The organism is Arthrobacter sp. efr-133-TYG-120, from assembly GCF_030209785.1.
Taxonomy (GTDB): domain Bacteria; phylum Actinomycetota; class Actinomycetes; order Actinomycetales; family Micrococcaceae; genus Arthrobacter.
This window is the reverse complement of the sequence record NZ_JARVRI010000017.1, coordinates 103,141-121,756: the sequence shown is the minus strand read 5'-3', so window position 1 is coordinate 121,756 and position 18,616 is coordinate 103,141. Positions and strand designations below refer to the sequence as shown.

Annotated in this window: 19 protein-coding genes; 9 read left to right on the top strand and 10 right to left on the bottom strand. The window is 64.8% G+C overall.

Annotation, left to right across the window (positions count from 1 at the left end; genetic code table 11):
- Positions 1-46: 46 nt before the first annotated feature.
- Positions 47-772: a dienelactone hydrolase family protein gene (locus QRN51_RS12010; RefSeq protein ID WP_284990071.1), complete on the bottom strand. Its 726-nt coding sequence runs from the start codon at positions 770-772 to the stop codon at positions 47-49.
- A gap of 73 nt (positions 773-845) precedes the next feature.
- On the opposite strand from QRN51_RS12010, the gene QRN51_RS12005 reads away from it, so the two are divergent.
- The 5 genes from QRN51_RS12005 (at position 846) to QRN51_RS11985 (ending at position 4,971) form a co-directional block, all read left to right on the top strand.
- Positions 846-1,304: an SRPBCC family protein gene (locus tag QRN51_RS12005; protein ID WP_059389532.1), complete on the top strand. Its 459-nt coding sequence runs from the start codon at positions 846-848 to the stop codon at positions 1,302-1,304.
- Complete coding sequence (locus QRN51_RS12000; RefSeq protein ID WP_284990070.1) at positions 1,304-1,963, top strand: pentapeptide repeat-containing protein; 660 nt, start codon at positions 1,304-1,306, stop codon at positions 1,961-1,963. The genes QRN51_RS12005 and QRN51_RS12000 overlap by 1 nt, the downstream gene beginning before the upstream one ends.
- Positions 1,964-2,081: 118 nt before the next feature.
- Entirely contained in the window at positions 2,082-3,305 is a 1,224-nt protein-coding gene (locus tag QRN51_RS11995) for a thiolase family protein (protein ID WP_284990069.1), read from the top strand.
- Positions 3,305-4,105 (top strand): enoyl-CoA hydratase/isomerase family protein, encoded by an 801-nt coding sequence (locus QRN51_RS11990; RefSeq protein WP_284990068.1) that lies wholly within the window; start codon positions 3,305-3,307, stop codon positions 4,103-4,105. The genes QRN51_RS11995 and QRN51_RS11990 overlap by 1 nt, the downstream gene beginning before the upstream one ends.
- Before the next feature lie 2 nt (positions 4,106-4,107).
- Positions 4,108-4,971: a 3-hydroxyacyl-CoA dehydrogenase family protein gene (locus QRN51_RS11985; RefSeq protein ID WP_284990067.1), complete on the top strand. Its 864-nt coding sequence runs from the start codon at positions 4,108-4,110 to the stop codon at positions 4,969-4,971.
- A 147-nt stretch (positions 4,972-5,118) separates the two neighbouring features.
- On the opposite strand, the gene QRN51_RS11980 is transcribed toward QRN51_RS11985, so the two are convergent.
- Entirely contained in the window at positions 5,119-6,063 is a 945-nt protein-coding gene (locus QRN51_RS11980) for an endonuclease domain-containing protein (RefSeq protein WP_284990066.1), read from the bottom strand.
- A 146-nt stretch (positions 6,064-6,209) separates the two neighbouring features.
- On the opposite strand from QRN51_RS11980, the gene QRN51_RS11975 reads away from it, so the two are divergent.
- Positions 6,210-6,803, top strand: coding sequence for a GNAT family N-acetyltransferase (locus tag QRN51_RS11975; RefSeq protein WP_284990065.1), 594 nt, complete (start codon positions 6,210-6,212; stop codon positions 6,801-6,803).
- 46 nt (positions 6,804-6,849) lie between these two features.
- Here QRN51_RS11975 and QRN51_RS11970 read toward each other — a convergent pair whose 3' ends face one another.
- From QRN51_RS11970 to QRN51_RS11940, 7 genes are all read right to left on the bottom strand, one after another.
- Positions 6,850-7,695 (bottom strand): SGNH/GDSL hydrolase family protein, encoded by an 846-nt coding sequence (locus tag QRN51_RS11970; protein WP_284990064.1) that lies wholly within the window; start codon positions 7,693-7,695, stop codon positions 6,850-6,852.
- Positions 7,696-7,888: 193 nt separating this feature from the next.
- Positions 7,889-9,022, bottom strand: a complete 1,134-nt coding sequence (locus QRN51_RS11965) for a Gfo/Idh/MocA family protein (protein ID WP_284990063.1) — start codon at positions 9,020-9,022, stop codon at positions 7,889-7,891.
- The gene (locus QRN51_RS11960; protein WP_284990062.1) at positions 9,019-9,786 is read right to left on the bottom strand and encodes a ThuA domain-containing protein; all 768 of its coding nucleotides are present in this window, start codon (positions 9,784-9,786) and stop codon (positions 9,019-9,021) included. Before QRN51_RS11960 ends, QRN51_RS11965 begins: the two co-directional genes overlap by 4 nt.
- A 113-nt stretch (positions 9,787-9,899) precedes the next feature.
- Positions 9,900-10,652 carry a carbohydrate ABC transporter permease gene (locus tag QRN51_RS11955; protein WP_284990098.1) on the bottom strand — a complete coding sequence of 251 codons (753 nt, stop codon included), beginning with the start codon at positions 10,650-10,652 and terminating at the stop codon, positions 9,900-9,902.
- A 175-nt stretch (positions 10,653-10,827) separates the two neighbouring features.
- Complete coding sequence (locus tag QRN51_RS11950) at positions 10,828-11,862, bottom strand: carbohydrate ABC transporter permease (protein ID WP_284990061.1); 1,035 nt, start codon at positions 11,860-11,862, stop codon at positions 10,828-10,830.
- Positions 11,863-11,872: 10 nt separating this feature from the next.
- Positions 11,873-13,108 (bottom strand): sugar ABC transporter substrate-binding protein, encoded by a 1,236-nt coding sequence (locus QRN51_RS11945; protein ID WP_284990059.1) that lies wholly within the window; start codon positions 13,106-13,108, stop codon positions 11,873-11,875.
- 159 nt (positions 13,109-13,267) lie between these two features.
- Positions 13,268-14,281, bottom strand: a complete 1,014-nt coding sequence (locus QRN51_RS11940) for a LacI family DNA-binding transcriptional regulator (protein WP_284990058.1) — start codon at positions 14,279-14,281, stop codon at positions 13,268-13,270.
- 222 nt (positions 14,282-14,503) lie between these two features.
- On the opposite strand from QRN51_RS11940, the gene QRN51_RS11935 reads away from it, so the two are divergent.
- Together QRN51_RS11935 and paaZ are read left to right on the top strand one after the other, a co-directional pair.
- Positions 14,504-15,229 (top strand): tyrosine-protein phosphatase, encoded by a 726-nt coding sequence (locus QRN51_RS11935; protein ID WP_284990057.1) that lies wholly within the window; start codon positions 14,504-14,506, stop codon positions 15,227-15,229.
- 146 nt (positions 15,230-15,375) lie between these two features.
- On the top strand, positions 15,376-17,478 hold the full coding sequence (paaZ, locus tag QRN51_RS11930; protein WP_284990056.1) for a phenylacetic acid degradation bifunctional protein PaaZ: 2,103 nt from the start codon (positions 15,376-15,378) through the stop codon (positions 17,476-17,478).
- Between the two features lie 134 nt (positions 17,479-17,612).
- Here paaZ and QRN51_RS11925 read toward each other — a convergent pair whose 3' ends face one another.
- Positions 17,613-17,933 (bottom strand): GYD domain-containing protein, encoded by a 321-nt coding sequence (locus QRN51_RS11925; RefSeq protein ID WP_284753769.1) that lies wholly within the window; start codon positions 17,931-17,933, stop codon positions 17,613-17,615.
- 208 nt (positions 17,934-18,141) lie between these two features.
- Between QRN51_RS11925 and QRN51_RS11920 the strand changes: the two genes are divergently transcribed.
- A complete protein-coding gene (locus QRN51_RS11920) occupies positions 18,142-18,549 on the top strand; it encodes a VOC family protein (protein ID WP_059389546.1) in 408 nt (135 codons plus the stop codon).
- Positions 18,550-18,616: the final 67 nt, after the last annotated feature.

The window sequence follows — 18,616 nt, the reverse complement described above, 5'->3', positions numbered from 1 at the left end:
ACGGCGGGCGCCTCCTCTCAAGGGGGCGCCCGCCGTCGTTGTTGGTTCAGCCCTTCAGGTACTTCGCGAAGTGGTCCTCGATCCGCTGCCAGGCTTCCGGAGCGGCGGCCGGATCGGGTTTGATGCCCATCACCCGCATCAAGGGCCGCAGTGGCCTCGGCCCCACCGGAACGTCGTTCATGAAGGCGTGGCCCGCCGTCGGGAATTCCTTGACGTCGTGTTCGATCCCGAGGCTCGTCAGCGCGGCCTCCAACTTCGCGGCCGCTCCCGGCAACGTCCGGTCCTTGCCTCCGTAGTTGCCCACCAGCGGGCATGCACCTTCCAAAGCCTGCTCAAGGTTCCGTGGCAATTGGCCGTAGTTCACGGAGGCGGCGTCGAAGTCGTCATGGGCTGCGAGCAGGGCGAAGGCGCCTCCCATGCAGAAGCCGATGACTCCCACTTTCCCGGTGCATCGCGCGTCGTTGCGGAGCCAGGACCGTGCCGTGGACACATCCGTGAAGGCCCGGCCCGTGCCCGAGCCCAGGGAACGCATGGTCGCCACGAGGCAGCGCCTCGCGCCGCCGTCGCTATAGAGGTCGACCGCGAGGGTCAAGTAACCGGCCGCGGCGAGCCGGTCCGCGTGCCGCTTCATCACGTCGTCGAGCCCGAAGGCTTCATGGATAAGGACGACGCCGGGAAACGGCCCCTCGCCGTCGGGCTCGGCAAGGTACCCCCGCAGGGTCCGGGAGCCTCCTGCCGCCGCACTGTCCGCGCTCAAGTCGATGTGCACCATGGTGCAATCCTGCCAGACGGCGCAAGCGTCTTTGCCGGCTGTTTTTGTCAGCAGTCGCCGTTAGGCTCGATGCATGGACCACAGCACCACTCTCAGCCAGCACGTCAATGCCACCCGCGAGAAAGTCTGGGCTGTCATCACGGATATTCCCGGCTCGGCCAAGACCCTGTCCGGTGTCAAAGCCATTCAAATGCTTAGTGAGGGCCCCTACGGCGAGGGCACTCGGTGGAAGGAAACCCGCGCCATGATGGGCCGGGAGGAGACCGTGGAAATGCACGTTGCCCAGATCGATCCGCCGCGTGGCACCACGGTCAAAGCCCAGCAGGGCGGTGCGGACTACACCACCCGATTCACCCTGGAAGAGCGCGACGGCGGGACCGAACTGGTGTTGTTCTTCGGCGCCGAGGTCCTCCAGCCGACGTTCTTCAGCAAGGTCATGATGGCCGCGTTCGGAAAGCTCGGGATGAGCATTACGCGCAAGGCGCTCGCGAAGGATCTCGCGGAGATCGCGGCGAAAGCGGAGGCGCTCTGATGGCGGCGGCTGCCAAAGTGACGGCGCCCCGCATCTCCCCAATCAGGCTTGACGAGCTCCGCGACGATCCCGCCCCGGATTTCCAGCGCGGTGAACGGTACGACGGCGTCCGCCTCACCCGCGCGGTGGCCGACGGCGCGGAGCTGAGCGGGGCGGACTTCATCGAGTGTGAATTCAACGGGGTCTCCTTCAACGAGGCACAACTGCGCGGCGCGACGTTCCGGGACTGCATCCTGAATGAGCCCTACGCGCCGGTATTCACGGCCGCACGCACCTCGTGGCGCGAAGTGGAGATCAGCAACCCGCGGTGGGGTTCAGCGGAGATGTACGAGGGTGCCTGGCATTCGGTAAAGATCGACGGCGGCAAGCTGGACTTCCTGAACTTGCGTGGATCCAAACTCACGGACGTGGTGATCACGGGCTGCATCATCAACGAGCTCGACCTCGGGTCTTGCACCGCGACGCGCATGGTGCTGAAGGATTGCACCATCGGGACGCTGGATGTCTCAGGGGCCAAGCTCAAGGATGTGGACCTGCGGGGCTCGGACTTCCGGATGATCAATGGACTCGGCGGCCTGTCCGGGGTGGTCATTGACGATTACCAGCTCAGCCTGCTGGCACCCTTGTTGGCCGGACACCTGGGTATCCGGGTGGTCTGAGTGGAGCAACGGCGTTGCGACGCGACGGTTGACCGGGGCGCGGCGCCGTGTAATCTTTATAGAACGAACGGTCGGTAAATTATTCTCCGGCCCCGCTCCCTTCGCGAAGGATGTTCTCATGGTCGAGGCTTTTCTTGTTGGCGGTGCCCGCACCCCTGTAGGCCGTTACGGCGGCGCGCTTTCCGCGGTCCGGCCTGATGACCTGGCAGCCCTCGTGGTCCGCGAAGCGGTGGCCCGTGCCGGCGTCGACCCCGACGCCATCGATGAAGTCATCCTGGGCAACGCCAACGGCGCCGGCGAGGAAAACCGCAACGTCGCCCGCATGGCCACCCTTCTGGCGGGACTGCCCCTCCACATCCCCGGCATCACGGTCAACCGCCTGTGCGCCTCCGGAATGAGCGCCATCATCATGGCCAGCCACATGATCAAGGCCGGTGCTGCGGATATCGTGGTGGCGGGCGGCGTCGAATCGATGAGCCGGGCCCCATGGGTACAGGAGAAGCCCACCACTGCCTTCGCCAAGCCGGGCCAGATCTTCGACACGTCCATCGGCTGGCGCTTCGCCAATCCCCTCTTCACCAAGGGAGAGCTGTCCCGCGGCGGCAAGATGACGTATTCCATGCCGGAAACTGCCGAGGAAGTCGCCCGCGTGGACGGCATCTCCCGGGAAGACGCTGATGCCTTCGCCGTCCGCTCCCACGAACGCGCGCTTGCTGCCATCGCCGGGGGCCGCTTCAAGGAAGAGATCGTTCCGGTCACCGTGAAGACCCGCAAGGGCGAAACCGTGGTGGACACGGACGAAGGCCCACGCGAGGGAACCACCATGGAGGTCCTCGCCGGGCTCCGTCCAGTGGTTGCCGGCGGATCCGTTGTCACGGCGGGCAACTCCTCCTCGCTCAACGACGGCGCCTCCGCCATCATCGTTGCGTCCGAGGCCGCCATCGAAAAGTTCGGCCTCACGCCGCGGGCCCGCATCATCGACGGCGGCTCGGCCGGCTGCGAACCGGAAATCATGGGCGTCGGCCCGGTTCCGGCTTCCCAGAAAATCCTGGCCCGTTCGGGACTCACGGTCGGCGACCTTGGCGCCGTCGAACTCAATGAAGCCTTCGCGACGCAATCGCTCGCGAGCATGCGGCGCTTGGGCCTGGATCCGGACATCGTGAACCTCGACGGCGGTGCGATCTCGTTGGGGCACCCGCTCGGTTCCAGCGGCTCGCGTATCGCGATCACCTTGCTGGGCCGCATGGAACGCGAGCTGGGCCCCGCGGACCGTAAGATCGGCCTCGCGACGATGTGCATCGGCGTCGGGCAGGGCGCCGCCATTCTCCTGGAAGGCATGTAATGGCGTTGAACCCCGAGGAATTCGGAACGTTGCTCATCGAGGAACGCGAGGACCGCGTCACGGTGCTGCTGAACCGACCGGAGGTCCGCAACGCGATCGACCAGCAGATGGTGGACGAACTCCACCAGGTGTGCGAGTACCTTGAGCGAGAGCCCAAAATCCTGATCATTGCCGGCGTCGAAGGCGTCTTTGCGTCGGGTGCGGACATCGGCCAGTTGAGGGAACGTCGCCGTGACGACGCCCTGCGCGGCATCAATTCCACCATTTTCGTGCGGATCGCGAAGCTGCCCATGCCCGTCATCGCGGCCCTGGACGGCTATTGTCTGGGTGGCGGAGCCGAACTCGCCTACGCCGCGGACTTCCGCATCGGCACGCCCAGCCTGCGCATCGGCAACCCGGAAACCGGACTGGGCATCATGGCGGCGGCCGGTGCAACCTGGCGCCTGAAGGAACTCGTGGGGGAGCCGATCGCCAAGGAAATCCTCTTGGCCGGGGCGGTCCTCCGTGCCGAGGAAGCCCTTCGCATCAATCTGATCACCCAGATCCGTGAAGCTCCCGTGCTGATGGAAGCGGCCCACAACCTTGCTGACCGGATCGGCCGGCAGGACCCCCTGGCCGTGCGGATCACCAAGTCCGTGTTCCACGCTCCGGCCGAGGCTCACCCCGTGATCGACACGTTGGCCCAAGGCATGCTTTTCGAATCGCAAGCCAAGTTCGACCGCATGCAGGCGTTCCTGGACAAGAAAAGCGCCAAGCAATCCAGCGACAACCCGTCCAGCGACAACCCAGACAGGACCTGAAAATGACAGCAACGCCCGCTATCCCGCATGTTGTCGGTGTCCTCGGCGGTGGCCGCATGGGCGCCGGCATCGCCCACGCCTTCCTGATCAAGGGCGCCACCGTGATCGTCGTCGAACGCGACCACGAATCCGCCGCCGGTGCGCAAGCTCGCGTTGCCGAGGCCGTGGCCAAGTCCGCCGCCCGAGGCACCCTGACGGAATCAGCCGAAGAAGCCCTGTCCCGCTTCAGCACCTCAACCGACTACGACTCCTTCGTGCACTGCGGGCTCGTGGTCGAAGCCGTGCCCGAGGATTACGAACTCAAGGTTGCGGCCCTCAAGGCTGTGGAGGAGCACCTCTCCGCTGACGCCTTCCTGGCCTCCAACACCTCGTCCCTTTCCGTGACCGGCCTCGCTTCGCAACTTCGGAGGCCTGGCAATTTCGTGGGCCTGCACTTCTTCAACCCGGTCCCGGCTTCCACGCTCATCGAAGTGGTCCTGGCCAAGGAGACTTCACCGCAGCTCGCCGCCACGGCGAAAAGCTGGACCGAGGCACTCGGCAAGACCGCCGTCGTCGTCAATGACGCGCCAGGCTTTGCCTCCTCGCGGCTGGGCGTGGCGATCGCACTCGAGGCGATGCGCATGGTGGAGGAAGGCGTGGCCTCCGCGGAGGACATCGATGCGGCCATGGTGCTCGGCTACAAGCACCCCACGGGACCGCTCAAGACCACGGACATCGTGGGCCTGGATGTGCGCCTGGGCATCGCCGAGTACCTGCATTCGACGCTGGGGGAGCGCTTCGCCCCGCCGCAGATCCTGCGCGACAAGGTTGCCCGCGGCGAGCTGGGCCGCAAGACCGGCAAGGGTTTCTTCGACTGGACTGACTAGCGCTTCCGGGCCACCCAACTAGTCCCCACCGCCCCCCTCGCCTCGCAAGCTCGGCCAGGGAACCCTGGCGGCATGGGCCCACGCACTTAATGTCGTTTTCGGGCCCCATAACGGCAACAACTGCGAGCTACTTGGGGGGGCGAACCGTCACTTGGGTGTCCAGCCTCGGTCCAGGAGCACGGCACGGACTTTCGCGACGGCGGACCGTGCGTCGTTCTCCATGTGCCGTTTGGAGATCCTCACCAAGTGCCAGCCGGCACGGGCGAAATCCTCTTCGCGGGCGATGTCCCGGACTATCTGGGCCGGCTCGGAATGCGGCTCGCCGTCGTATTCGACCGCCACCCGGTGTTCCGGATAGGCCAGGTCCGGTTGACGTACGACGCCGGCGCCTAGCTCGGCGGCTACGTTCAGTTGCGGTTCGGGCAGTCCGGTGTTTTCGAGGGCCAGCCGGAGCCGGGTTTCGGGTGCCGAGTCCGAGCCGATCCGTGCCTGTTCGAGTGCCAAACGGGCCTTGCGGATTCCAGGCGTGCCTTTGTGCCGGTCCAGCATGTCCGCCAATTGTTCCAATGTTGCGTACGGCTTTGCCCTGCCCTCAAACTCGGGCCGAGGGATCCGGACCAGATGGTCGGCAACGACCGTCAGTTCATCCACACTCATCTTCCGGGACACATCAAGCCAGGTCCGGGTGCGCGTGGTGATCAAGAGACCGTCAAGACTGGTGATTTCGTCGTCGAAGAAGTGCCCCACATGCCCAACCACACCGGTTCGCCGGGGAATGGCCATGGTGTCTGGACGCGAAATATGGATGCGCGGATCATCGCTGCCTGGCAGGAACCCCGGGAACGACCACAGGGTGAAGGCCGTGGTGTGCGACGCGGCCGAGAACTCGGTCACCGCTGTGAAAGGCCGGACGAAACCGACGTCCGTCGCCTGCCCGGGGACCAATGCGTGGTCCGGAATCCGGATGCCCCGGCTTGGCGAGGGGAGCGATCGGTGCCGCAACCGCCGTCGGCTCACACCGGCGTCGACCGCTTCTTGAAAGGTGAACGGGGCGCACGCCAGCAGCGCCGGCAAGGGTTGCGGGGTCCTCATCGCCCTATCGTTGCAAATCCTGGAACGCCATATTTAGTTATCCACAGGCAATTGCCCCGGCAGCCCAACTAGCTCGCAGTTGTTGTCGTTTACAGCCGCCAAAACGACAACAAATGCGAGCCAGTTGGGTCAGTTAGGCTGGCTGGGTGACTCACATTGCACCCGTGACCCTGGACGGTCGCTTCGTAACCCTGGAGCCCCTTGGCCCCGAGCACCACGACGGTCTTGTGGATGCCGCGAAAGACGGCGAGCTGTGGAAGCTCTGGTACACCTCGGTCCCGACGCCGGAGGGCATGGCCGCGGAGATCGACCGCCGGCTCGGGCTGCAGGAGCAAGGATCCATGCTTCCGTTCGCGACCCGGTTGAAGGCGACCGGCAAGCTCATCGGCATGACCACCTACATGAACATCGACGGTGCCACTCCGCGTGTCGAGATCGGTTCCACGTGGAACGCAGCCTCGGCACAGGGCAGCGGGAGCAACCCGGATTCCAAACTGTTGCTCCTGCGGCATGCTTTCGAAACCCTTGGCTGCCCAGCCGTCGAATTCCGCACGCACTGGCTCAACCACCAGTCCCGCGAGGCCATCGCACGGTTGGGCGCGAAGCAGGACGGCGTCCTCCGGAACCATTCGCGGACTTTGGACGGAGTGCTCCGAGACACGGTGGTGTTCTCCATCCTCGAACACGAGTGGCCCGCGGTGCGCACCGGGCTCGAGTTCAGGCTCGCGAAGCGGTCCTGAGCGCGCGCACCGCGCCGCGCTCCGGCGCGTTCGCGGCTGACGCCAGCTATTTCTTGAGCGCGCTGTTCACGGCCGTACGGTAGCCCTGGGAGTAGCCGGCGTCGTTGGGATGGAAGTTCTCCAACGCAAACTCGGGCGGGTCCAAAGGCGATGGCTGGGTGTAGTGGATCCACGGATTGTTGGAACCGATGCCGTGCCCGGTGAACCGTTCCGTCACGCTCACGTAGCCCACCCCTGCGGCGGAGGCGGCGCCGGCGATGGTCGCATTCAATTGGTCAGCCAATCCGTTCAGCGTGGTGGCCAACTGTTTCTCGGCGGTAGGCATCGTGGGGCCGACGGTGAACAAGCGCGGGTAGCCGGTCAGCACAATGTCGGCGTGGGGTGCCTTTTGCCGGATGGACTGGACCATAGCCACGATGTTGCCGGGTAGCGCGTGCAGGGCGTTCGCCACGCCCTGCACGGCCGAAGCGCAGGCCAGGGCATCGGCACTGGTGCATGCCACCGCCACGGCTCCCGTGCCGACGTCGTTGCCACCAACAGTCACCGAGACTTCGGTAGCGGACCCCAGGGCGATCGCGACAGGATCGGCGGGGGACAGGTTGTCCAGACCTGCCTTGACGGCAAGCGACGTGGCGCCGAAGCAGCCCAGGTTCAGCCCGCCCAAAAGGGCGGCGTAACTGTCCAGGCTCTGATGGCAGCCCGGCAATGAGCCCGGAGCCGGGCTGCTGCCGCCCGTGCCGGCAGCATAGGAATCGCCCAGGGCGACATAGACATCGGCCGGTTTCGTTGTAGTCGCCTGTGCGGGTCCCGTTCCGAGTCCCACCAGGAGTACGACGACGGCGACGGCGCCCGCCAGGCGGCCACACCGGCGTCGCGAATTAGCTGCTTGCATGATTGATATCCCCCTCGTGTCGATCTGCAGTGCCGCTTGGCGGCGCGGGCTACCCCAGCCCGGCAGTCTTGCGGCCAGACTACGCGAGCTGCGGGCCCACGACTACGGAAACCCAACTAGCTGACAGTTGTTGTCGTTACGAGGGCTCATAACGACAACAACTGCGAGTTAGTTGGGTCGGCTACGGCGGGGGTCAGTTGGGTCGGTGGGTTGGAGGGGTGAGGGCGCTGCGGACCGAGGTCCAGGACTTGAGGACCTCCAGTACGTCCGGGGCGCGTTCCGTCAGGACGGCCTGGGAGTACGATTCCTCGAGCAGCGCGTCCACGGAAATGCGGGTGCCGGTGGATGCGCTGAGCATGGCCGCTTCCACCATGGCCAGGCTCATGATGTTCTGGTGGACCTGCCCCATGGGAGTGGACCCTGTGCGCAGGGCAGTCACGAAGTCACGCAGCGAACCGGCGATCTCCTGCCCGGGATCGTCGCCGCCGGGGCCCGAATCAGCGCCCAACGAGGACACAGGTTCGCTGTCGCCGTCCCACAGGACCGTGCCGTGTTCGCCGCTGATCCGCCACGCGGCGTTCCACGAGGTCTCCTGGCCAGGGCTGCACCAGCTCCCGGTGAACACGAAGCGCTCCCCACCGGTCATTTCGAAGATGGCGGTGGCGCCTGCGTCACCGCGGTACCAGCTCCAGGCCGGGTTGTATTCCTCGCAGAACACCGAGACGGGGTCCGCGTCGAGCAGGAACCGGGCCATGTCGAACTGATGGATGGCCATGTCCAGCAGCAACGGGTGGTCCATGGCATCCCGGAATCCGCCGAAATGCGGTGCCTTGAAGAACTCGGCGGAGACAATCCCCACGCTGCCTAGAGAAGCAGAAAGCCGTTTGGCCTCGAAAAGATGCCTGTTGTACCGGCGCGACTGGCTGACCATGAACAACTGGCCGCTAAGCTCCGACGCCGCGGCTAGCGACAGCCCCCGGGCCACGGTGGAAGCCACGGGCTTTTCGCCGAGCACGGGCAGCCCTGCCGCAAGCGCCTCCGTGGTCACCGGATGGTGGGCTACCGGAACGGTGACGTTGATGACCGCTTGGGCGCCGACGTCGGACGCCAACTGTGCGGTCCCGGAGCCCACCGGCAGATCGGGACGCCCGATCGCCGCCGCGCCGGCGCGGGCGGCGTCCAGGTCCAGGTCGACGATGCCCGCTAGTTCCACGAGCGGGGACTCCTGCACCGTCCGGAGCCACGCGCGGCCCATGCCCCCGGCGCCGACGACGACGACGCGAAGGGGAGTGCCGTCGTCGGGAAGGGTGGCGAAACGGGTACTCATGCGTTGGCTCCCTGGTAGCTCTTGCCGTTGAAGAAATCGTTGGTCTCGTAGCGCAGCAGCTCGGGGTGGGCGCGCTCGGGCCGATCGGTGACTGCCCATTCGACGGCGTTGGAGATGACCCGGCGGACGTCCTTGTGGTGGTAGACCGGGTAGTCCTGGTCGCCGGGGCTGAAGAAGAAGATCTTGCCGTGGCCGCGGCGGAACGTGCAGCCCGAGCGGAAGACCTCGCCGCCGCTGAAGGAACTGATGAACACGAGCTCCTCCGGAGTGGGGATGTCGAAGAACTCGCCGTACATTTCCTGCTGATCGATCACGATGGGGTGCGGCACGCCCTTAGCGATGGGGTGGGTGGGGTCCACAGTCCAGACCAGTTCGCGGTCCTGCTCACTGCGCCAGCGCAACGTGCATGAGGTGCCCATGAGCTTGGTGAAGATCTTGGACCAGTGCCCCGAATGCAGGACGATCAAGCCCATCCCGGACAGGACGTGGCGGTGCACGCGCTCGACGATCTCGTCGTCCACATCACCGTGGGACATGTGCCCCCACCAGGTGAGGACGTCCGTGTTGGCGAGGACTTCTTCGGTGAGGCCGTGCTCGGGCTCGTCGAGGGTGGCGGTGCGGACGCTGGCCTTGTCGCCGAGGTTCTCCTCGATGCCGGCCTTAACGGCTCCGTGCATGCCCTCCGGGTAGAGGCGGGCCACCAGTTCGTCGCGCTTTTCGTGCCGGTTTTCGCTCCAGACGGTGACGCGGATTGGTTCAGACATGGTTTCTCCTTGAAGGTTAGTGGTTTGGTGCCCGACGGCGGTGCGGAGCCGCGGGCGGCGAGCTCGGCACCCGCGACGGGACCCGCTGTCGGGATCTGGCTATTTGACGGCCGCTACTTGACCGCTCCACTGGCCGTGCCCGCCGCGATGTACTTCTGCGCCGCGACCAGCAGGATGATGGCCGGGATGGAGGCGAGGACGGCCGTGGCCATGACGGAGCTCCAGTCGTTCACGTAGGCGCCGATGTACTGGAAGATTCCCAGCGTCACGGGCCGCACGGCCTCCGTGGTGGTCAGGGTCAGGGCGAACAGGAAGTCGCTCCAGGTGAACAGGAAAGTGAAGAGCCCCGCGGTGATGAGCGAGTTCCTGCTCAGTGGCACCACGATGGACCAGAACGCCCTCACATGCCCGGCACCGTCTACTCGGGCCGCCTCGATGACCGACGCCGGCATGCCGTTCATGAAGGCCCTGATGATGAGGATCGCGAACGGGATGCCATGCGCGGAGTCGGCCAGGATCAGGCCCGGGATGGAATTGAGCAGGCCAAGATCGTTGTAGGCCGTGTACAGCGCGTTGGCCACCACGATCCCCGGGATCATCTGGCTGATCAAGATCGCGAAGAGCACCACGCCAGCGCCCTTGACCTTGAAATAAGCCAAGGCATAGGCCGCCGGCGCCGCGATGGCCAGGCTGAGCACCACGCTGCCGAGCGAGATCACCAGGCTGGTGGCCAGGTTCCCGCCCTGCTCGCTGATGGCCGTGGCGTAGCCGGTGAAGTCCGGCTTGAGCGGCAGCCACGAGGTTTCCAAGGTGGTGCCGTTGGGCTGCTGCGAAGCGTTGACCATCCAGTAGACCGGGAACAGCATGATGGCCAGGAAGACGATGGCCAGGACGGTGTAGCCCCACCTTTTGCGCTCGGGTCCCGTCCCGGAGCGAACCGGTCCGGCGCCTTTGGAGGCGATCCTATTTCGGGCGCTCGCTTTCCGGGCGCCCGCCGGCGCCGAACGGCGGGTGGTGATTTTCGTCGTCGTCATGGTTTCCTCACTCATCGACGGAACGCCGGCTGGCACGCAAGTACAGGACCGCGAAGACCAGCGAAATGACCACCAGGACGTTGCCCAGCGCGGCGCCCTCGCCGAATTTGAACTCGTGGAAGGACAGATCGTAGGACTGGGTGGCGATGGTCTGGGTCGAATTCGCCGGGCCGCCGTTGGTCAGGCCCAGGATGATGTCCAGCACCTTGAGGGTGTAGACGACGCCGAGCACCAGGACCACGCTCACCACCGGACGCAGCATCGGCCAGGTGATGTGCCGGAACGCCTTCCAACCGGTGGCGCCGTCCAAGGAACCGGCCTCGTAGAGCTCATCCGGTATTTCCTGGAGGCCGCCATAGAGGATGGTCAGATTGAACGGGATGCCGATCCAGATGTTCACCCCCACCACGGCGATCAGCGCCAGCGAGGTACTGGTGAGCCATGGAACGCCCGTATTCACGATGTGCATCTCTCCGAGGAAGCGGTTCAAGGCTCCGCTGTCCTTGTCCAGGATCCATCTCCACACGGCGCTGGACACGATGAGCGGCAGCAACCAGGGGAGCAGGAGCAGCGAACGCAGGATTCCGTTGAGCGGGAACTTGCGCTGGAAGAAGATCGCCAGCGCCAGCCCGATCACGAACTGGCCCAGTATGGATCCCAGCGTGAACAGCGCGGTATTCACCAAAGATGTTGAAAACAACGACGACGACAGCACCTTCGCGTAGTTCGCCAACCCCACCCAGGGGGCCTCGCCCGTGAAGAACGTGGCCGTGGTGTAGTCCTGGAAGCTCATCACGATGTTCTTGACCACGGGGTAGCCGAAGAACAGCGCCATGTAGGTCACGGCAGGGACCAGGAACAGCCACTGGAAGAGGCGCTCGCGGCGTTTGCGGCTGCGCCGGCGCGGTGACTGGATTGCCTCCCCGGCCCGGGTGTTGTCCGAGCCGGACTTTGCGCGCGCTGTGGCCTGCTGGTTGGCGCGCTGGTTGGCCTGCCACTTGGCCTGCGCTCTGGGTTGCGACGAATCAGTTGTGAGGGACATGTCCAGCCGCTTACTGGCCTTGGGCTTGCTTGAGGGCGTCGGCGGGGGAGGCCTTGCCCGTCAGCGCGGTCTGGATTGCGGTGTAGATCTTGGTCGCCTGTGCCGGCCATCCTTCTCCGAGTTCGCCGGTACGGGCCCGGGCTGTCTTGATGAGGTCGGTGAAGGTGGCGAGCTTGGGGTTGTCGGTGGCGAACTTTGCGGCCAGCGAGGTCTTGGACGGGATAGTGTTGCGGGCCTTGGCCATGGCCAGCTGGTTTTCGTCGCTGTTCATGCAGGCCACCACTTCCGCGGCCTTGGCCTGATGGGCCTTATTGCCTGTCTGCGGAACGGTCCACACTTCGCCGCCAAGCGGGGCAACGGCTGTCTGGCTGGCGTCACGGACCGGAATCTTCACGACGCCGTATTTCAGCGCGGTGTTCTTGTCGAGCGCCGGGATCTGCCAGGGGCCGTTGACCATCATGGCTGCCTTGCCTGCCATGAACTGGTCCTTGACGTCTGCCTGGGTCCAGTTCAGCGCCGAGGAGGACACGGATCCGTCCTTGACGAGGTCGGTCCAGAGCTGGAGGGCCTGGGCTGTCGCTGGGGTGTCGATGTTCTTCTCGTCGCCTCCGTTGGACCACATGACCGGAAGGAACTGCCATGTGCCCTCGTAGGTCGGGTTGGCGTTGAAGGCCAGGCCATACTGCTCGCCTGAGGTGAGCTTGGTGGCCGCCGTCTTTAGCTCGTCCCACGTGGTGGGCGGGGTGACTCCGGCCTTGGCCAGAATGTCCTTGTTGTAGAAGAGCGCGATCGTGTTCACGGTGGGGGCGAGCCCGTACACCTTGTCTTTGTAGGTGCCTGCACTCAGGACCCCGGGCGCGAAATCGGCGGTGCTGATGTTGAAATCGGACAGTGGAGCCAGCGCTCCGGTAGCGGCAATCTGTTGCAGGTCCGGATTGTCGAGCATGAGTACATCCGGAAGGGTCTTCGAAGAGGACTGCTGGAGCACCTTGGAGATCAAGGACTTGCCCGGCACGGTCTCTCGTTTGATCGTGACGCCTGCCTTGGTGCCGCAGGCGGTCAGGGCGTCGCCGATGAAGGACTTGTCCGGCTCGTTGTTGTAGTAGTCCATCACGGAGATTTCCTTCACGGCATCCGTGGAGGAGGCGGAGGTAGTGGTGCCGCAGCCCGAGATGGCGAGCGGGAGGCCGACGAGAGCGGCCACGGCCAGGGCGAGCGGGCGGCGTGTCCTGATAGCTGACTTCATTGTCTGTTCCTTTGTTGGTGGAGGAAGGGAATGGTGCGTTTGTTGATGGGAAGTGAATTATCGAATCATCGATGCGTATCGACGATGCCGAAACGAACGGAGTAACGGAGTAACGACCTGCGATGAAAAGCGTTGACGCGGTGGATCAGGGGTGGCGATTCACTGCGGACGGAGGGTGCTTGAACGGTGCGTGATGACCGTGGGTACCAACTCCAGGGATTCGTGTGGTCCGTGGGAGTCGGTGTCGAGGAGTTGGCACATGATTTTGACTGCCCGGCGGGATACTTCAGCCGGGCGCAGATCAATGGTGGAAAGCGGTATGGGTTGGAGCTCGGCGAGGGTGGGGGAGGCGCTTCCGATAACAGAAACGTCCCGCCCCAGGGTCAAACCGCGGCGGCCCAAGTCGCGGCGCAGAATGTCTTGGATGGTGCGGTCGGGAGCGATGAACGCGGGCTTGCCGGTGGTGCCGGCGAGGGCCTTGTCCACCGATTTGGAGATGGTGGCGCGGTCGGTCCCGCCGGGAAGGTGGAGCACGGTCACGCCCAGTGCTTTGGCCGCGACGTCCGTGCCGTTCAAGAACCGGTCGACGTAGTTCACGTGGCGGTCCATCACTGCGGGCTGCCAATCAATAACGGAAATCACAGAGTGGCCTGCGGCCGCAAGATCCCGGACGCAGTGTTCACCGGCCATTTCGAAGTCGGCGTCGATGCAGACCAGCCCGGACGGATCGCGGGGGATGCCGATCAGCACCACCGGGACGTTCAGGCTGCGGGCCACCGGGAGACGCTCGTCCTCGTCCTCAACCTGCATGAGGATCAGGCCGTCGCAAATCTGCTGCCCGACCACGCGGCTCAGTCCGGCGGCGCCTTCGTCGTCGGTGACCAGGAGAATGTCGTGGTCGAATTGCCGGGCCGTACTGGCAATGACCGAGACGAACTCCATGATCGATCCCATTTCCAGCTCCGGAATGAACGGAATGACCAGGCCGATGACCCGGGTCTTGCGGCTTGCCAAGGCGCGGGCGCCGGCGTTGGGCTGGTAAGTCAACTGCTCGATGGCGGCCTCGACCTTTTTCCGGGTCTTCTCGGAGATGGGCCGCTTGCCGCTGAGCACGTACGAGACGGTGCTTTGGGCTACGCCGGCAGCCTGGGCGACATCCTTGCTGGTGGGCACGTTCCAGGCCTCCTTGCCGGGTTCAGTGGGTCTTGGTGATGCGTAGTGCGTCGATACGCATCGTCGATGCGTATCGAGAAAGAGTATGACATGGATCACGTAAAACCCGCAAGACCCAACCCTCGCTCACATATCCCGCCTTTCCTCCCGACCCCCGCTCACATATCCCGCCTTCCGAGCAAACCCTCGCTCACCTATCCGGCGTGTGGTTAGCTGTCCGGTATGGATGGGATCTCAACCGCCGCCAAGCAGCGGGGCGTCCATTGGGACGGTGCGGTGAACGCCTGGCACATCGCCGGAGGCTTGTACCGGATGGGTCGGCGGGAATGGCTCACCGATCTCGGGTGGCAGCAAATGTACGACGCCGGCATCCGCACCGTGATCGATCTGCGGACCCTTCGCGAGCAGCAGCCCAGGGAGGTTGATCCCGAGGTTTCGGCGGATGCGACTGCTCGCTTCGAGATCGTCCATTGCCCCACCGAAGATCCGGAGGACAAGGAGTTCACCGAGCGCTTTGGCCCGTACCTGAAAGACCCTGCCCACTACGCCGACTATGTGCGGCTCTTCCCGGACAGGCTCGCCGCGGTTTTCAAGGCCATCGCCGCGGCACCCGGCGGTGTTGTAGTGCATTGCGCTGCCGGGCGTGACCGTAGCGGGATCATCGCCGTGATGCTGCAGAACCTGTCCGGAGCCGGCGACGAGGAAATCGTGCGCGGTTACCAGCAGGGAATGCGCGGAATCAACGAGCGCCACCGCCACCACCGCGCCCCGCACGCCCACGATCCCTTTCTCGAGGAAGCCGCACTCGAGGCCTTGCTGGCATCGCGCAGCGTGAGCCTGTTGGAATTCGCGCATTCCTTGGACACGTCTACCTTCCTGAGAGCCAATGGGGTCTCCGAGGCGGAAATTTCCGCCATCCGAGCGAAACTCAACGCTCCGGCGCGGTAGAACGCGGTAGAAGCAGCGTCCCGGCGGGCATCTAGTGTGCAGATCGGGCCTCTCATGTATTCTGGGTTGTATTACCGAACGGCCGGTCAGTAATTTGCGGCCGTTCAGTCCATTTCGTGCCCGTGCCTTGGAAGGACCCGTCGACGATGACCAGTACCGCAGTCGCTCCGGAAGCCACAACCGTTGAAACCGTGCCCAGTTTCGTCCAGGGCGAGTGGTGGACCCCCAGCGCTGAAGCCTCCGCTGGCGTCCCCGTCCGCGACGCCAGCACAGGCGAGATCCTCGCAACGGTCAACACCGACGGACTGGACCTTGCCGGCGTCGTGAACTACGGGCGCACGGTGGGCCAGCGCGAGCTCGGCAAGCTCACCTTCCACCAGCGCGCCCTCAAGCTCAAGGAACTCGCCCAGTACCTGAACGGCCGCCGCGAAGAGTTCTACGCCTCGTCCTTCAAGACCGGCGCCACCAAGATCGACTCGATGGTGGACATCGACGGCGGCATCGGCGTGCTCTTCACCTTTGGTTCCAAGGGCCGCCGCGAACTGCCGAACTCGCAGGTTGTAGTGGACGGACCCATGGAAGTCCTGTCCAGGGACGGTTCCTTCGCCGGCGAGCACATCTACACCCGCATCCCGGGCGTCGCGGCGCAGATCAACGCCTTCAACTTCCCCGTGTGGGGCATGCTCGAGAAGTTCGCGCCTGCATTCATCGCTGGCGTCCCCACCATCGTCAAGCCAGCCACTCCCACCGGTTACGTTGCCGCCGTCGTGGTCAAGGCGATCGTCGAGTCGGGCATTCTGCCGGAAGGCTCGCTGCAGCTCATCTCGGGATCCGCCCGCACCCTGCTGGACCACCTCGACTACCGCGACATTCTCGCCTTCACCGGTTCCGCCTCCACCGCCAACTCGCTCAAGTCCCACGCCAACGTGGTCCAGGGCGGCGTCCGCTTCACCTCCGAAACCGACTCCCTCAACGCGGCCATCCTCGGACCCGACGCCGTGCCCGGCACCCCCGAGTTCGACGCCTTCATCAAGTCGGTCGTCACCGAAATGACGGTCAAGGCCGGCCAGAAGTGCACCTCGATCCGCCGCACCATCGTGCCCCAGGCGCTGGTGTCCGACGTCGTCTCCGCCATCGGCGCGCGCGTGGACGAGCGCGTCGTCGTCGGCGACCCCAGGGCAGAGGGCGTCACGATGGGCGCCCTCGCGTCGCTCGAGCAGCTCGCCGACGTCCGCGCGGCAGTGCAGTCAATGCTCGACGCCGGTGGCGAGCTCGCGTACGGGACGCTGGATTCGCCGTCGGTCACCTCGCTGGACGGCACCATCGGCGTCGTGGAGGGCGGCGCGTTCATGTCGCCCGTTGTCCTGAGCTGGGCCGACGTGGACTCGGAAGCCGTCCACTCGCTCGAGGCTTTCGGTCCGGTGTCGTCCGTGATCGGCTATTCGGACCTCGACGACGCCGTCCGCCTCGCCGCCCGCGGTGGCGGCTCCCTGGTGGCCTCCGTGTGCACCAACGATCCTGCTGTCGCCCGGGAATTGGTGACGGGAATCGCGGCACACCACGGCCGTGTCCTGATGCTCAACCGCGAGGACGCCCGCTCGTCAACCGGGCATGGTTCGCCTGTGCCGCACCTGGTTCACGGTGGGCCGGGCCGCGCCGGTGGTGGCGAGGAACTCGGTGGTATCCGTTCCGTCATGCACCACATGCAGCGCACCGCGATCCAGGGCTCGCCGAACATGCTCACTGCCGTGACCGGCGTCTGGCACACGGGCGCGGACCGCAACTTCACAGTGGAGACCGAAGGTACGCACCCGTTCCGGAAGTCGCTGGCAACCCTGCGGATCGGCGACGCCGTGCGGTCCGAACTGCGGCAGGTCACCCTGGACGACATCACGGCCTTCGCCAACTCCACCGGCGACACCTTCTACGCCCACACCAACCAGGAAGCAGCCGAAGCCAATCCGTTCTTCCCGGGAATCGTGGCGCACGGGTACCTGCTGCTCAGCTGGGCCGCCGGCCTGTTCGTGGAGCCGGCACCGGGCCCCGTCCTGGCCAACTACGGCCTGGAGAACCTGCGCTTCATCACTCCCGTTGCCGCCGGGGATTCGATCCGGGTCACGCTTACGGCCAAGAAGATCACTCCGCGCGAGACCGACGACTACGGCGAAGTAGCCTGGGACGCCGTCCTGACCAACCAGAACGACGAAATCGTAGCCACCTACGACGTCCTGACCCTCGTGGAGAAGTAGCCTCCCCTACCGACGCTCGCTCACGTATGTGGGGGTTTGGCCGGACGCCCGCTCACTTGTGTGGGTGTTTGGCCGGACGCCCGCTCACACGGAACGCTCCCCATCACTGGGGAGCGTTCCGTGTCTAAGGAGTTCTATTGCCCGGGGGCGCGGTATGTCGGGGTCTTCTTGGCAGCTTCGTCGAGATCCTCCACCGTCATGAGCGGCTTCAAATGCAGGCGCACAGCGCCTGTCGCATTGATCATGAGTGAGAGGGCGGCGGCGCTAGCCGCGTCCGGGATCTCGAAGACTCCGACGACGTCGGTCTCCCCGAAAGCGTAGTAGAAACTCTCAAGCGATCCGTCTACGGATTTGAGTGCATCGACCACAGCATCGCGGCGCTTGGTGCCACCCTCGCGCAACAGCCCCTTGATTCCGTCGCCTACGTAGTTTGCTTCGAATAGATATTTGGTCATTGTCTTCCCGTCCCTGATGTCCAGGACTCGGGCCTCCTAAGGTGCTCCCATCACCCGTTGAGGGAAGGTCCCGGAGTTGTTCCCCTGCGAGGGGGCTGTGCACATAGTAGGCCGAGGCTGTCGCCCTGACAACGGTCTAGCCAACGCATGCTCACAAGGTCTTTCCGATCCCGCCCGGCGTAAGATTTTTTGCGTAGGAGGTGGCGAAATGAACCTAGCACTCAGAACAGCCACAACCGTCTTGCCCGTCGACGACGTGGACCGAGCCCGCAGCTTCTACGCGGAGAAACTCGGCCTCCCTCATCGCGGCATGACCTGGGATGGAAATGATTTGTTCGGCATCGACGGCGGTCCCATGCTGCAGTTGATGCCCATCAAGGACGGCATGCACTCGTCGCACACTGCCCTTTCCTTTGAAGTCAGCGACATCGAGCGGACAGTCGACGAAATGGAGGCGAACGGCGTCGAATTCCGGGATTACGATCTCCCGGATCTCAAGACAGAACACCACATTTGTACCACCGACGCCGACCGTTGCGCCTGGTTCATGGACACGGAAAACAACGTCCTTTGCGTCCATGAAAGTTTGGGTATCCAGGCCGAATACCAGCTCTGAAAAGCATCACAGCACCACGCAGAACGCCCGCTCACTTTTTAGTGAGCGGGCGTTCTGCCAATTGGGG